A 16,497-nucleotide genomic window follows, 5' to 3' on the forward strand; every position below is an offset into this window, starting at 1 on the left:
TGACTGATCAGAATGACAAGAGCTTGGGGTTACGCACCACGCCAATGGACTCTGTCTGGGACCAGCTTCCAGAAAATTTCTGTTTATTGCTAAACTCATCCATCTTGATCAGGTCGCTGCCCGACACAATGTACAAGTAGCCGGCCGCTCCGGTCATCGCTTTTACGTCGGCGAATCCCTCCCCACCCAAAACGGCTCCGGTAACCGTGTTGACCTGGAATAGAGCGTCCCTGCGCATGACATAAATCTTATCTGCATTGACGCTCACCGCAGCCATGCCTCTAACATCATACCAGGTAACACCATTGTAGTTCCTCTCAATCTGGCCCGTCGTCGTACTGACTTTAAATAACCCATCATTGGCCACTATATACAAGGCGTTATTATGGTAATGCAGGGTTTGAACACCCAGCCATTGAGCTAGTGCCGTCCGCTGACCATACTGGTTAATTTTATAAAGCTTGCTGTTATAGACCGCGTAGAAGTTGCCCTGAGCGTCCTGACCGGTCAGTCCTTTGGCACCCGTCCAGTCGTCCGTACCAACTGGCTCGTAGTGCCCATTATACCGGTTTGTTTTCCATAGTTCCCCCCCCTGGATGCCCCAGATGTACTGGTCGTTTTCAGCTAGTGTCTTAGCTGCACCGTTCCAGTCCTTACCCAGAAATGCCGCTTTTCCATTCTTTGGATTGACCGCGTACAGGCTACCCCCACTGACAATGTAGAGGTTCGAATACATGGAGATGACCGTACTAACATCATTGTTTGATAAGTAGGTCGCGCGTACCCAATTTTGGCCGTCCTTGCGGGTAATGGTGGCTTTGCCATTCCGGGAGAAGGCGTCTTTCGGATACATCATAACGGAATTGTAGTCAAACCAGCCGTAATCAAACCCCTGTCCGATAGGCCAGCGATTGAATTGTTCTTTTATCTTATCTTCAGGAATAATGTTATCCCAAAGAATGTTGATGTAGTCATCCCGGTCGCGTCGGCTGTGTTCGTGATATAAGCCGACCGCATGGCCAATCTCATGGATAACAACGGCCATTTCATTATCTTCTTTTAACTTAATTTCCTGCCTGCCGCCCTGTCTGCCCACGAAGGAAAAGTTCCCTTCATTTGAGTCAACGAAGTGGATGTAATCGGCCTGATCAGTGCGGGGAACAAACCGGAGGGGTGTTTTAGCCTCCCAGTGCTGAATTGCCTTGCTGATGGTGGCATTGTCGAGATTAGGTCCGATCTCATAATGAACCGTCCAGTCCTGCCAGCGGTGATCTTTGTTCGCTAACCCGGCTCCTTTGATGCGGGCATTGGAACTGCCAGCCCCCTCTGGTACTGAGGCCAGGTCGTCTTTCGAGAGCAGGATGTCACCTTCCAGAATGGCTTGGCCATTTTTATCGTTATACGTGATGGGTATTCCTCTGAAGGTGCCGTGTTTGAGAACGCCGGTGGTATCCGAATGGAGGCTGTTTTTGGGCTGAGCTGATGTGGTTTGTTCCAGGTCTTTCTCGCAGGAACTAAGTAGTGATCCGGCCAAAAGAAGGCCGGTTGCCCAGATGGACAGATGGTTGGTTTTCATGAACTTGATGTGGTAATTGATTGAATTAAGGCAAAAGTACTGGGGTGCATTGCCAGCGACAATAGTGCTTTTGCATCAGATTTGTGTTGATTGAGTGGCTACGCACCGCCTTCCTGTGGCCGGAACCGCAGCTGGACCATGTACAAGTCGGCGCACCACTACGGCACCATTACGTTCCTGTCAGACAGTTGCGTTGTCTGGCGTTGATCGGTTTGTTCTGGCTGAACACGGTCTGTTCACACCGTTCGCTGTCGGTGTTCACCCGAAACGGAATCACCACGACGCCTACCGGGTAAGTCTAAGTGTGTCGGGGTGCGGTTCTTAGCGTATGCGGAAAGGGCATACCCCAGTAGAGCCCAGACTAATCCCCACAAGTTAATCAGCAGACGGGGCGGATGGCCGGTGATCGCCAGTACCGGAAACATAACCACCAGGGGATAGAGGCCCGTGAGCAGAGGCATCCAGCGTTGCCAGCCACGCCAGCGGCCCGCCCGCCAGACGGCGATGCCCACCAGAACCATGCCGATCGCATTCAGGATGGCCCCCAACTGCGGTAACGGGATCGGTAGCAGGGTCATTACCACCGGGGTAGGTAACAAGGCTGTTGCGCCATAACAAAGTTGGCCCAGGAAGGGAATAAAAAGTAGCGCTTTGGCCCCCATTGAGCGACCCGTGGCGCCGGTGATTAGTAGAGCGTAAAGCCCACTCATAAAGCCGATCTGGGACAGCAAAAACAGCGTTCGCAAAAGGTAGTCATGCTGCTCAAAGAAAAGCCGCATGGCTGGGGGAAATCCTTTGACGGCCCCCATCGTGAAAAGACTGAGGGTAAATAACAGCCCACCTGCCATGCAGGCTAAGCCCAATCGGGAAACGGTACGTTGTTTCATTTTCGTTTTGTTTATGAGTAATGGGTGGAAAAATGCTGAATCGCAGTACGGCCAAGAACGTTTTTGGAACGTAACGGTTACTTTTGAAAAGGCCAGGAGAACCCGTAGAAAGGGTATACTTAACCCTACCTGGGTACCAACGGTGGGTGGTAAATGTCGAAAAAAACTTTTCTAGTATCGCTTCCCTGAATTTACACCGACCGTAGTGAACGGGATGAGGCCAAGGAGGCCAAATGAAAGCATAGCAAATACGAACCGGTTTTGGAAATTGGCAATTGCGGCCGTTTGATATCCCTTTAGCGTTGCCAGATTTGTGTTTGTCAAGTGATTCAGGTCCAGACCATTGATAAATTCATTGATCGGCAGCTGTTCCCGAACGGTAAACGCCACATCGATCACAAAAAGAAGGAAGGAGAGGACCAGTAAAAGAAAATGTCGGCTTTTCCAGTTTCGTATCGTAAAGGCGATGTTAAGCATAAAAAGTCCGATCATCGCCGGGCCCATGACACCCATTCGACGATGCATGAACGTACCGTCGACAATCTTCCAGTATTTGGCATACTCCAACGGAGTCAATTGGGTTTCAACCGGGCACATTTCATGAAAAAAGTGCATGCCGGCATAGAGGCCAATTACGACAAGCAACAAATAAGACAAAGCGTTTTTAATTGAAAAAACTAGAGTTTGCATAAAATGAGAAGACGTACATACCAGGCTCATTCGGATTGAATGGCCGCCTGATTTTGCTGGTGAACAATTGAAAAAATCTGGTCGGCAATCCACTTTGCATCGTCCTTGATACCGAACAGGACACTTGATTTGCGACTCCTCAGCCAGTGAAGTCCCAGGAAATACAAGCCGTCCACCGGGGAAAGGCCATCTTGCAGCACCGGATTTCCGGAGTTATCGAAAACCGGCAAGTGGATATAACTGAAATCAGAAACAAAACCCGTCGCCCAAATCAGGGAAGTAATCTCCTGCTGTCTGAAATTGATTGCTGTCGGTGTTTGAGAGATATCCAGCAAGGGGTCCGGCTCATCGTCCGGGTCCAGTTCGGCGGCCGGGGCCGTTAATTGGTTTTCAGCAATAAAAGCGTCAATCATTGCTTTTACCCGCCGGGAGAAATCGTCAGCAAAACGGACATGCGTCAACGCATCCGCGGAAAAACGGGCCGTGCCGTCGGTGATTTCCTGCATTTTGCCCAACAGGATAACGCCTTTTTTGGCAAGCATCTGCAAACTGAGCGTTTTGCGGCCGTTGTCCGTGCCTTTGAGCAAAGGCGTTTTCAGGTGCAGCAGGGCGTGATCGGGCACTTCATCCGGACGAACATTGAAAAAATCCGTCAGAATCAACCAGTCCATAATGTCTTTGCCACGGTAGTGTCTGGGGCATCGGGGCACCCTGCTTGTCGCCAGATAGACGGTTTTTCCGGCATCAACCAGGTCCTCCGCGATTTGGCAACCTGATTGCGCACTGCCCACAATCAGTACATTTCCTTCGGGCAGTTGAGTCACATTCCGGTATTGGCTACTGTGGATTTGCCGGATCTCAGGGGCAATTTTGCTTTCCAGTAATGCGGTTTGCGGTTTGCTTTGCGCACCTGAGGCAATGACCACATGCCGGGACGTATAGGTGCTCATCCGTCCATTTTGCGTGGTACGGATTCGAAACAGCGTGGACCCGGGCTCCTGGTCAATTCGGGTAACCAGGGTATGAGCCAAAACCGGAAGCCTATGCGTTTGCACATAGCGCTGCATCGATACCGCTAACGATTGAGCCGAATCAAACGTGTCCGGATCGGTTTCGTCAGGCTCACATCCGGGCAGGGTGTTGAGCTTATTGGCGGTATTCATGCGAAAGCTGTCCCACCGCTGGGAAACCCAGGATTCCCCAATCGTTCCCCGTTCCAGAACCAGATGGCTCAGCCCGTGTTGCTTCAGAAAATAGCTGGTGCTTAGACCGGCATGGCCCGCCCCAACTACAATGACTTCCAGTGGATTCATTGACATTTGAAAAGTGAATTGAAAGGATCGGTTTGCTTACGGCAGGAGTCGAACGGATTGGCCGATGAAGCGGCCATCACCTACGAGTGTCAGCATAAAATGGGCCACGTCAGCCCGGGATAGCGTCGTGGCAAAATGGCGGGAAATCAAGTTTTCACCCGCGCGATACGTTTTCGTTAAGGGACCATTGGTCAAAATCGGAGCCCGGACAATCTGCCACTCCAAGCGGGATTGACGAATCATTTTTTCCCGTTCCTCGTGTCCCCTGATTTCGGTTCGTAACAGCGTCGGGGCTAAATTTCGAATCATGAACCCGGCCTCTTTGCGACTCTCGCGAACGCCCAGCGTAGACAAATAGATGAAGCGCGGCACGGATTCAACTTCCATGGCTTTGAGGATGTTGGCAAGTCCGGTCATCAGAACCGGGTCGAATTTGAACATATTGTCAGCACCCAGGGCGGAGACCACCGCATCCTGGCCCTGGATTGCCCGTTGCACCGTGGCAAAATCGCTTACATTGCCTTGAATCAAGGTAAGCCGTGGGTGCGTGGTAGTCAGTTTGGTCGGATCCCGAACAAAAGCGGTTATCTTATGGCCCTGATTCAATGCCTGCCGGATCAGCTGTTGACCCGTAGCTCCCGAAGCCCCGAAAATCAGAATGTTCATCGTTTCTCTTCTTTTTCTCTAAGAGATGAGAACCCTACCAAAAGTTCGGTTCAGTCACCCATTTATTTTTCGGACAAATGAAAAACCACCCGGCTGGCCTTCCCATCTTTGCGGTGAATCACCGTAACCGAGGCTGGAGGGCAATGGTTGGGGTGTTCACTGGAGTTGAAATGAACAGCCTCAATCACCGAAATAATACCACTACTAAAAATGGTGACGGGCTTGAGCCAGCTGCCGACCTGGCGGTCTTCTTCCACCATTTTCTCCAAAACCTGCCCTCCGGCGTAGCTTTTGCCAGTGGTAAATACGATCTGGCTGTGCTGAAGATGCGTCAGCAACTTGGTTTTGCACGCATCATAGGTATGCATCCCCCCATACATCGCCTGGTAATAGTCATTCCACTCTTCACTTTCCCGCCATTCGCGTTCATTGGCATCCTGGTGCCGGTTCCACTGTTCGAGCAGTTTGAGTCGGGCCTGGTTGAGACGGCTTCTGACCGTTCCCACGGGCACACCCAGAATGGCCGCAATTTCTTCATACGACTGAAAGGTGGAAAAATAGCGCAGGATCAAGGTGCTGTGTAAGGCATCGGGCAATTTAGCCATGGCACTATAGAGTCGGCTTTGGGTCGAAAGCTGATCGAACTTTCGATTGATTTCATCCTCCCAGAAGGACTCGTTTTCACTGGGTAAGCTTTCCAGGTAAACGGTATTCTTTTGGCGGGAAAGCGTACGGTAGCAGGTATGGGTGACAATCTGCCGGAGCCAGCCACCGAAATTCTCCGGATCGTTTAGCTGCGAAAGTTTCAGGTAGGCCGAGACAAACCCATCCTGAACGGCATCGGTAGCCGCGTCGGAATCCCGGCAAATGCGCAAAGCAATAGCGTACATGCCCGGATAATATTTTCGATACAGGGTGTTCCAGGCAGTGGTTTCTCCTGCTGCTGCCGCTCGAACCCATTCACTAACATTCGCAACTACCACCATTTGTAAAAGCTTTAGAACTTTCGCCTAATTACCAGATTTCAAAAATAATCGGAACCGGTGATTAAGCGATTGAAAATCAACCGAAATTATTTCTTTTCTTAGTTTAAGGAGACTGTTATTTACAAAAAGTTCGATATTTCCGAATATTTTTTTGGTGATTTTGGTGGTAATTTTTTCTAATCCAGTGTAAAGTAGCTTTTGTGGCGTTCGAGTCCATTCAATAGATGTTGTGTTGTCAAAAGAATTGATAAATTCCCACGCTTTGTAAGTTATAGCTTTCTGGACCTTTCATTTTTTATAACCCAACGAGAGGCTTCGCTGAGGTCAGTATGTTCGTTCAAAAAACCCTTAGAAAGTAACCCAGTAGAAGATAAAAATCAAAACAACTTGACGTCATTTGTGTAAGGGGTATTTCTAATGTAATAAAGTCTATGCCGACGGAGTAAGCCCAACTCATATATTTGTCAGTAAAAAATACCATTGGTCAGTGTTGAAAAAGTAGCCCACTTCGATGGACCTACTATTTAATTTGTTATTATTAGGGATGTGCATTGGCGTTTCAAAATAGAAGCAAGTCTTCTTTGCGACCAGCAAAAAAGGTTAAGATTCAGACCGCATGCATTCACCTGGTCTATTTCTTTAGCGCTATTCGCTTAAGCCAGGTGAAAATGGATGGCCACCGATTGGTTGATGAAGTGGTTTGTGGTGCTGCCAATTGAGCTACATGTCCCATCGATTTGGCATCGCCAACAAGATTGGGCCCGGCGGCCAGCGACTTGCGATCTATTTTCCCATTAAGTGTAATGGGAAATCGTTCTACCTGAATAAACGTCGCGGGGATCATATATGCCGGCAAACTATTTTTCAATGTAGCTTTCCACTGGTTAAGTTGGACCGCAAAATCCTGGTCCGACAAGGACGTGGTCAGTATGAGATAGGCGACCATTCGGGGGGTTCCGGAACGATCTTCCCGGGCAACGACCACGGCTTCCCGAATTCCGTTCAGATTGCCCAGGGCGTGTTCAATTTCACCGGGCTCGATGCGGTAGCCCCTAATTTTAATTTGCTGGTCAATTCGCCCCAAAAATTGAATTTCGCCATCAGTCGTTAATTGTCCCAAATCGCCGGTCCGGTAAAGTAGTCCGGTCGAAGCAAATGGGTTGGGTAAAAATTTTTCATAAGTCAGATCAGGTCGGTTGTGGTACCCCCTGGCGACCCCATCACCGGCAATGCATATTTCGCCGGGACAATTTTCCTGAACCATTTGCTGCGTTTCATTCAATAAATAAACGCGCGTATTTTGAATCGGTCGCCCGATGGTGATCAGTTGGTCAGTTGGTAAAATTTGTTTGCCCGTCGAATAAATGGTGGTTTCGGTCGGACCGTAGAGGTTCCACAACGAATCGCACCGGTCGAGTAGTTGGTGAGCCAGCAGCGATGACAATGGTTCGCCACAGCACATAATTTTCAGGGGTAAACGGTGTTGCCAGCCCGCAGTAATCAATAGCAGGAAAGTAATTGGCGTAGCCTGAAGGATCGAAATGTGGTGCCGCTGGATGAGACCCAGCAGCGAACTGCCATTCCGCGTTGAAGGCGTATCCGCGATAACGAGTGTGGCTCCCACCAGCAGGGGTAAATACAGTTCGACTGCCGCAATGTCAAACGATACGGTTGTCACCGCCAGCAGACGGTCTTCTTTCGACATGCCAGGCATGGTCACCATACTCCAAAGCAGGTTAACCAGGTTATGATGTTCAACCAAGACACCTTTGGGATGTCCCGTTGAGCCGGATGTATACAGCACATACGCCAGATCGTCACCCGATGTCGTACCCACCAGCGCCCCTTTGTCAAACCGGGAAGCGGACACCAGGGCATCTTCGACATAAAGCTCGCTGACATGCGCATCGGTTTTGTCCTGATATCCTTTCGACGTAACCAGAAAGTGAGCGGCCGAGTCCCGTAACATGAATTGAAACCGTTGCGGGGGAAACGTTGGGTCGATGGGCAGGTAAGCCGCTCCGGTTTTCAGGATAGCCAACAGGATCAGAACAAGCTCGGGCGAACGGTCCAGGGCCACGCCAACCACATCACCCGGTTTTACCCCTTGTTGGGTCAGGTAATGACTCAACTGATTGGCGGTTTCATTCACAACGCGATACGTTAATTCCTGATCACCGGCAACGATGGCAATTTTATCCGCAGATTGAAGGGCCTGTTGGGCAATCAGTTCATGGATTGGAATCTCCCGGGGATACTCAACCTGTGGACCGGAAGTGGATGAAACATTTTGAATCATGACAAAATAATGATAATGGATTCCTGACTAAACTAACCCTGGCGTTAGGCGGGTAGGTACGAAGTCAGTATACGGGCGATTTTTGAAATCGTTTCGTCGTGTTTAAAAAGCGAATAATGATCCCCGGGAATGGAATGGACGTCTACGCCCCCCAGCGCTAACCGGCTCCAGCCAAAGCTAATCTGTTTATAGGTATCGGTGGGATTATCGTTTCCAACGGCACGCAAAAAAATAATTTTCCCGTTGTGGGGTTTAAAGGTGTACCGGCTATAGGCCTGCTGGTTGATGGTGACAAGCGGGTTTTCTGCCGTCTTGGGATCGGCTCCGTCAGCTTTAGGAGCTTTGTGGTGTATAGACCGCCAAAACCGGTTCAAAACGTACCCCCCCAGAAAGGGGATTTTTTTCCGAACCATTCGATAAAGTAATCTGGGTCGTTTGGGTAATGACCGCCAGACATCGTAATAGTATTGCAGGAGTTGGGTGATGGGCACCTGGTTGCCATTATCCCGCGAGGGATTGACGGGATAGCTATCAATGATGGCCAATAGGCATACCTCTTTTCCCATCTGTTGCAGTCGCTGTGCCATTTCAAAGGCAATGATTCCTCCGAGCGAAAAACCGCCCAGGGCGTACGGCCCGTCCAGCTGTTTTTCGAGAATCAGGTCAACGTAATAGGCCGCCATGGCTTCGATACTGTCAAGTGGGTCGCTGATGCCATCCAGGCCAACGGCTCGCAGGGCATATACGGGCTGATTGTTGGGCAAGTGGGACGCGAGCTGGAAGACATAGCCCACATCGCCAGACACCGGATGCATTAAAAAAAGGGGCGGCTTGTTGCCCTGCGGTTTTACCGCAACCAGTGACTCCCAAACCAGATCGGCACGGACGGAAGCTAGGTGCGTGGCCAGTTTGCGGATCGTCGGATTGGCAAAAACACTGCCGACGGGAATCAATAGACCGGTTTTTCGCTGGAGTTCGGCAATCATCTGAAAGGCTAGCAGCGAATGGCCACCGATGTCAAAAAAATCATCATCCAAATCAATGACCGGAATCTCAAGCAACCAGCTCCAAATGGATTGAAGTAGGGTCGCCATGGGACCGTCTAATGGCTGCGAATGGGAAAGCGAGTCGGGGTGGGGGGCCACGTTATCGGGGACGGGTAAATCAACCGCGGACGGTAAACGTTGTTCCGGGCCCTGACCCAGCAGAATCCCAAGTCGTTGATCAGGCTCGGCCACAATCGCCTTTAAAACCCTTATAAAACCACCGGCCATGGCCACAATGGCTGATTCAGAAAACAAATCCGTCCGGTAATTAAACGTGACCAGCCTGGCTGCTTTGGTTTCCCGGAATGAAACATGCAGATCAAATTTGGCCACTTTCTGTTCCAGAAAAAGCATGTCAATGGCTAGTTCATCCAACTTCCAGTCTTTGGTATAATCTTCCTGATAATCAAACAGGACCTGCACCAAAGGGGCGTACGCCAGGGTACGGGGTAGCTTCAGCGCTTCAACCACCTGCTCGAAGGGAAGATCCTGATGGTCGTAGGCTTCCAGGGACCATTCCCGCACCTGCCGCAAAAGTTGTCGAAAAGTCCAGTCCGCCGACACCCCGATGCGCAGCGCCAGGGTATTGACAAAAAAACCAATGGTGTCGACTACATTCGCTTGATTGCGGCCCGCAATGGGCACTCCGACGACCAAATCGCTGGACTGGGTAACCTGAGCAAGCCAAACCGAGAAGGCAGTTAGTAAACGTAGATAAATCGTTGTTCCCGGTTCCTGAACACTTCCCCGCAGCTGTTGCCAGAGCTCATCGGACAGTGGAAAGGAGTAATCGGCACCCTCAAACGATTGGATAGCCGGAGCCGGTTTATCAAAGGGTAAAGCAACCCGGATTGGGGCGCCGGTCAGGCGGTTTTTCCAATACGCTCGTTCCCGTTCCACCCGTAAAGGTGCCAACCGCTTTGGCTGCGCTCTAGCGTAATCTTCATACTGAATGGCTAAGGGTGGTAAGGTAACGGGGCCATTCCGAACAAACGAGGTGTAAAGTTGACTTAGTTCATGGGCGAAAACCCGGGTTGACCAGCCGTCGTAAACCAAATGGTGAAACACCAGCAGCAGCATCCACGAATCCGGATTCAGGTGTACCACCCGAAACCGAATCAACGGGCCATGTTCCAAATGGAAAGGCAGGTAGGCTTCTTGCTGAAGCCAGTGTGACCAGACTTCGGTCGAATTGGCTTCGTTTTCATTCAGTTCGATCACCTGAAAAGGCAGCGAAAAGTCGGTGGTCGGTTGCTGAAACGGGACCCCGTTCGAATGCGAAAAGCTGGTCCGTAAAACAGCATGCCGACGGACAATTTCAGCCAGACTTTTCTCTAAAGCCGGCACGTTGAGCGGTCCTTCAATTTTAAGAATAATTTGTACATTGTACGTACCCCGCAATTCATGCATCTGGTGGATGATCCACAGCCGGTTCTGGGCATAGGACAAGGGAATGCCTCCGGGTGGTCTCTGCTCATGGGCGGGTTTCGGCCCGTCGATGGCCATCGGATGATCCTTTGGCAGCTGATCCAGGTGGAGACTTAATCGGCGAAGGGTTGGGTAATCAAATACATCTTTCACCGATAGCTGCCGGTTAAACCGCTGATGAATGCGGGCCGCTAACTGCATGGCGAGCAGGGAATTACCCCCCAAATCAAAAAAGTTATCCTCGCTGCCCAAATCCGCATTTTTTAGCACCTCAACCCACAAGGACATCAGCGCCTGTTCGGTTCCGGTCAATTCCTCATGGGCTCCATTTCCGCTTCGAACGATGGCGGGTGGCAACAGGTTTTTGGCCACTTTACCATTGGCCGTCAGCGGCAGGGCTTCCACCGGCAAAATCGCAGCCGGAATTAGGTGCTTGGGCAAGCGGGTTTGTAAAAACTGCCGGACTTCTTCAGTTGCCAATTGGCAATCCGGTATGGGAACAAGGTAGGCGGCCAGTTCTTTCTGCCCCGATGGCGAATCCGTCAACGTAATGAAGGCTTCGCCCACCGCCGGATGCTGGCGAAGTGCGTACTCAATTTCGCCCGGTTCGATCCGGAAACCGCGAACCTTAACCTGATCATCCAGGCGACCGATAAATTCAATCGCTCCGTCATTTCGATAGCGTGCCAGATCACCCGTTCGGTAAAGCCGCCGGCCCGGCTTCTGACTAAACGGGTCGGGAATAAACTTTTCTTTTGTCAGCTCAGGCTGGAATACATACTCCCTGGCCAGGCCATCTCCACCAATTATTAATTCGCCCGCAATGCCGACCGGCACTACATGCAGGAATGAATCAACAATGTATAACTGGGTGTTTGTCAATGGCCAGCCAATGGGGACATTCGGTATATCCTCCTGGGCAGGGGGCAGGGAATAAAAACTGGCAAAGGTTGTACTTTCTGTGGGGCCATACACATTGCTGATCGTGCAAAGCGGCAACTGTTGCTGGGCCCGCCGGAGGTGTTGGGCCGACGCAGCTTCTCCGCCGGTTAGTAGTTGAGAGAGGGTCGTAAGCCCAGACACATCACTGTCAACGAGCACATTAAACAGGGCCGTTGTAAAAAAAACCGTGTTTACCAGGTGGGTCTGAATAGCGTCCTTGATGGCATGGAGGGTGGGTTGCTGATCTGTCATCAGAATTAATCGTCCCCCGTTTGCGAGAGTGGCCCAAAGCTCAAATGTCGACGCATCAAACGCCAGCGGAGCCAGGCCCAGCATAACGGTCGTCGAATCAAACTGGGCATAATTGGGTTCTTTGACCAACCGAATAATTCCCCGGTGGGGAATGGCCACACTTTTAGGGTGCCCCGTAGAGCCCGACGTAAAGAGTACATACGCCAACTGGTCGATGCTGGCTGGCAGGGCTAGATTGCTGTCCGCTTCGCTGGTCCAGGATAGAATTGGCTGGTCCAGCACTACAAACGCAATGCCCTCCGTCGCGAATCGGACGATCCATTTTTGCTGGGTTACAATAATTTGCACGCCAGTTTGGGCACGCAGTTTTTCAAGTCTGGTAGCCGGATATGCCGGATCCAGTGGTACATAGCCCCCCCCCGCTTTTAGAACCCCCAACAGACCAATCACCATCTCAACCGAACGTTCCAAGCAAATTCCCACGAGCGTTTCGGGCCTGACCCCCTGGTGGTGCAGGTGCCAGGCCAGTTGATTCGCGCGCTGGTTCAACTCCCCATACGTTATCGAATTACCTCCGCAACACAGCGCTTCGTTTAACGGGTTTTCCTTAACCTGAGCTTCAAACAATTCAACGATCGTTTGATCGCAGGGATAAGGTACGTTAGCTACGTTCCAGTCCTTTAGAACGCGTTGCTGTTCCGCCGTCGAGAGTAAAGAAATGGCTTTTAGTGGTTGCGACGGTTGATGGACAACACGCTCCAGGACAACTTCCCAGCGGTTGATTAAATCCGCTACCTGGGCGTCGGTCCAAACTGCAGGATTATAAACGATTTTGCAGGGGCCGGTATCGGAAAGAATCAACGTCAACGCGTTTGGATACAAGGGCTGTTCATCCGGCCTGGCCGTCTGGTAAATCACAATTGGGAACGTAGATTCATTGAACAGCTTCGCCTTTGCCTGGAGCGCAGGTTGGGTCAGTAACCAGTCACGGGCGAAAGAGCGGTGCTTTATAGTGGTTGCTTGCTCGTGTTGTGTTGCCGCCACCGATTTTGCAAAATCCGATTCCAGGTCAAAATCAATCGAGAATGGCAAGCAATCCACAAATAAATCCGCTGTTTCAAAGGCTATCTGCCGGCTTATTGGCCCGCTATATCCTACGTGAATCGCGTGCTCATCGTTCAGCCGGGCAACCACAATCAGAAACGCAGTCAGGAGCTGATCCGTTTGGTTTGTTCCCTCCAATTTCGTTAAGGCCGTTTCGACGGCGGATGACAGATCTGCCTTCCTATAGTCAACGGCTTTTTCAAGGCTTTTGGTTATTTGTACAGGCGTAGAAACACCAATCGATGTGGGCGAGAAACGGTTGATTTTCTCATTCCAATAGGCCTGATGAGGACTACAAAGATCTTCCCATTGGTAGTACAGCTCAAGTGATTTTTCGGACTGACCCAATTGCTGACCAGCTGCCAGGCCTCTCATTGAATAAAATTCCGGCAGAGCAATTCCCTTTCCCGCTCGTGTTGTCAACGCTCGAATGCCCAACAAGCCCTGGCCCGTTGTTATCACCAGCACGTCAGATTTTAAAAATGCAACCGTTCCCGGTGAATAAGGCCGGTGGTCTGCCGACTCGCTTACCTCACTGAGGTCTGTCACGAACAGGACATCATTATTGATTCTGATTTTGAGATAACCAAACGGATTAGGGTGAAAACCAAAATTAAGTGCCCGGTGCAGATTGATCACCTGGCTGGTTGAATGGGTCCAGTCTATGAAAGTATGGGGTCTTTTTTTGAGACCATAGTAGGTCCGTTGAGTCAGGTCCTGAGAGAAACTTGGAAGCGGACCCAAGCGCATTTCTTCCACCAGTTCGCGAAACGCAGCGACGGCCGCTGCGTAACATTTCTTGTTCAGGCTAATGGAGGTTTCATCCGGCACAATGGTGACTAGACTTTGCTTTAGTATGGGCCCCGTATCAATGCCCTCATTGACCAGGTGCCAGGTAATCCCGTGGGTTGTTTCGCCATTGACCAACGCCCAAAATGTGGCATGGACACCGGCGTAAGCAGGCAGAGGACCATCATGATAATTTATGGTATGCAACCGGGGAAGTTGCAAAATTTCCTTAGAAAGAATATAGCCGTTTGAAATACTAACTAAATAATCGAAGGGCTCCGATTCTAAAATCGAAACAAAAGGGGCTGTTGCATCAATACAGGTTAGACCCGACTCCGTGCAATACTTCCGCACCTGTGGATCTGTACTGATAACACCCTTCACCAGCAAACCGTGCTGGCCCAAGATGCTCATGCATTCAAGGAGAAGGGTGCCACCCCCAATTAAAAAACAGGTATACGGCAAAGTGGACTAGCAACAAAATAATGGATAAAAGTTTAAGCAACAGGTTGGAATTTCCTACTGCTGTATTCAAAAGGGGATAGATAACCCAGAATAGAAGGGATACCCTAGTCTTTAGCGGTCGCTCTTAATGATCCCTTGGCCACTGAGAGCTCTCGGCGCCATTTTCTTAAATTTGTCCGGGGGCGCCCGAGCGATCGTATTGTCTCCTTGTTTTCATTATCCACTAAGTTAGTTCATGTTTAACTTAATGTTCCGTTAAATGGAGTAATTCCTATCCATTATGCTTGGAAAGTGTACCTCAAAAAGGCTATTCCGTGATCAATTGTTGGAAAGATGGGGGTATCTCTATTTTGTTAACTGATTGTATTACCTTTCAATTCAGTATTCTGGGCACCTCCGTTTTTCTTAACCCAAGTTTGCGCAGATTATTTTTTGTTGAAGACCAAATAGTTATTTCGTCAGATTGGAGATGAATTTGGGAACTTCCGGCTCGCCTTTAAAGAAGGCCCCTTTTTTACCTTTGCTAAGTGCCCAACGGTGAATCCAGGAGATACCTCTCTTTCCGATGTATTGATCCTTTGTCAGGTAACAAGGATCTTCCAGCGCTTTTTGTAGGGTGACAAACTGATAGCCATCCGCTTTTAGTCTGGAAAGTAACAGGCCGAGTGCTTTGCTATTGAGTAGGTTGGCATGTAGGAGCATAATGTGCGGTATAGGCCTGTGGAACAGCGAGTCGGCTTGGGATTCGTAATAATGCACGTAATTCATCATATAGTTGATATAGGTGTTTGAAACCGAATCGGCGAGAGGCGGGTTGTTGCTACTGACCGCCTTCTCAAATGCAGCGGCAAAAAGATATTCATCGTTATCGACCGTCACCGGTGCCTGAATGTAGTTGTGTTTGGCCAGTATCATTTCCAGCGAATCCCGTTTCTCAACCGTATTTCCTCTGTGGAGATAAGGGTGCCGGAAATACTTCAGTTCAGCATGTTGTCTGTGAAGAAAACTTCGAAGCAGTGTATCGGCACCGAGCACATCCCTTTCATAGGCGGCTGCCGAAATAGTGTTGATGCCTACGTGTCCAAAAGTATGGTTCCCGAGTGAGTGACCGGCTTTCAGCCATTTCATTAGCAAATCGTATTGAGCAGGAATCACTTTCCCGTCCTTGACAAGTTTTTCTCCGATGACATACCCCGTTGCCTGGACTTTGTATTGTTTCAAATGACCTAAAAGCTGATCCGTCAGTTCCGCTCTCAACGCATCGGTATTCATGCTCCTGCTGATCGTTGGCAAGTCGTCGATGGTGATGGCGATTTGTTTTTGAGCGAAGACTTGTTTTGTCCAGGACGCAAGAATAATTAGGAGGAGGAAATGGGATTTCATCAGGAGTTCGATTTATTATTTAAATATATAATCTTGGATATTTTCTCTTCGTATGCGAAGAGAAACGTTTTAGGCCTGTTGACTAAGGACCGCATTCCTCCTTTTTTCTAGTAGGCTTCGATATTCTTGGGAACGCAATAACACATTTTGCTTTTGGTGGTATGGCTGCTCTAGTTTTGTCCGTTTTCCATACAAAGATCTGTCCTTTGGTGCGAATTTCGAACTATTCCTGAATTTCTGGATGTATATGTCAGGTAAAAAGCCCTTAGATTCTAATTTTTGGTTTTTATATTCGGAAGGCGAAATGTTCTTTTCTTTCAGAGAGATGTGCAGGCCAGAAATGGCTTCAACTATTTCGGGAAGCTCGAAGAAATCGGGGATACCTTCAGGCAAGAGGAAACAGACCCGGGCTTGGTAAGACTCGCGGCCCGCCGCCTTTGCGTGCCTGTAAAAGTCCTCTATTTTCAGATACTACCAGCAATGCCGTGAACTTTGTCCGCCATTAGTTTTATGACCTTCACCGCGCCGATCGCGAATTAGAACCGGCTTTTTTGGGTTGAATGAAAGCCAATTAGAAGGGTAGGGGTCAGGGTAAAGGTACTCGCTTCATTCAGCTTTTTGAACCCATCAGCTTTCAATCTAAATAAAGGTCTCTTTTTAGGTCTGGAAAT

9 protein-coding genes are annotated in these 16,497 nt (G+C 49.7%); all 9 read right to left on the reverse strand.

All coding sequences use genetic code 11. From position 1 onward, the window contains the following. Nucleotides 1-7 precede the first annotated feature (7 nt). A complete protein-coding gene (locus ACS5NO_RS28005; protein WP_439418191.1) occupies nucleotides 8-1,576 on the reverse strand; it encodes a M12 family metallopeptidase in 1,569 nt (522 codons plus the stop codon). 236 nt (nucleotides 1,577-1,812) lie between these two features. Beyond that, nucleotides 1,813-2,154, reverse strand: coding sequence for a hypothetical protein (locus tag ACS5NO_RS28010; protein ID WP_439418192.1), 342 nt, complete (start codon nucleotides 2,152-2,154; stop codon nucleotides 1,813-1,815). A 480-nt stretch (nucleotides 2,155-2,634) separates the two neighbouring features. Next, entirely contained in the window at nucleotides 2,635-3,153 is a 519-nt protein-coding gene (locus ACS5NO_RS28015; RefSeq protein ID WP_439418193.1) for a hypothetical protein, read from the reverse strand. A 26-nt stretch (nucleotides 3,154-3,179) separates the two neighbouring features. Beyond that, nucleotides 3,180-4,466 carry a flavin-containing monooxygenase gene (locus tag ACS5NO_RS28020; protein WP_439418194.1) on the reverse strand — a complete coding sequence of 429 codons (1,287 nt, stop codon included), beginning with the start codon at nucleotides 4,464-4,466 and terminating at the stop codon, nucleotides 3,180-3,182. Nucleotides 4,467-4,502: 36 nt separating this feature from the next. Next, entirely contained in the window at nucleotides 4,503-5,132 is a 630-nt protein-coding gene (locus tag ACS5NO_RS28025; protein ID WP_439418195.1) for an NAD(P)-dependent oxidoreductase, read from the reverse strand. A gap of 62 nt (nucleotides 5,133-5,194) precedes the next feature. Continuing rightward, the gene (locus tag ACS5NO_RS28030; protein WP_439418196.1) at nucleotides 5,195-6,118 is read right to left on the reverse strand and encodes an RNA polymerase sigma factor; all 924 of its coding nucleotides are present in this window, start codon (nucleotides 6,116-6,118) and stop codon (nucleotides 5,195-5,197) included. A gap of 631 nt (nucleotides 6,119-6,749) precedes the next feature. Further along, nucleotides 6,750-8,417 carry a non-ribosomal peptide synthetase gene (locus tag ACS5NO_RS28035; RefSeq protein ID WP_439418197.1) on the reverse strand — a complete coding sequence of 556 codons (1,668 nt, stop codon included), beginning with the start codon at nucleotides 8,415-8,417 and terminating at the stop codon, nucleotides 6,750-6,752. A gap of 44 nt (nucleotides 8,418-8,461) precedes the next feature. Next, the gene (locus ACS5NO_RS28040) at nucleotides 8,462-14,392 is read right to left on the reverse strand and encodes a non-ribosomal peptide synthetase (protein WP_439418198.1); all 5,931 of its coding nucleotides are present in this window, start codon (nucleotides 14,390-14,392) and stop codon (nucleotides 8,462-8,464) included. Between the two features lie 501 nt (nucleotides 14,393-14,893). Then, nucleotides 14,894-15,826 (reverse strand): polysaccharide deacetylase family protein, encoded by a 933-nt coding sequence (locus tag ACS5NO_RS28045; RefSeq protein ID WP_439418199.1) that lies wholly within the window; start codon nucleotides 15,824-15,826, stop codon nucleotides 14,894-14,896. Between the last annotated feature and the right edge of the window lie 671 nt (nucleotides 15,827-16,497).

The organism is Larkinella fluvii, from assembly GCF_051857545.1.
GTDB lineage: Bacteria > Bacteroidota > Bacteroidia > Cytophagales > Spirosomataceae > Larkinella.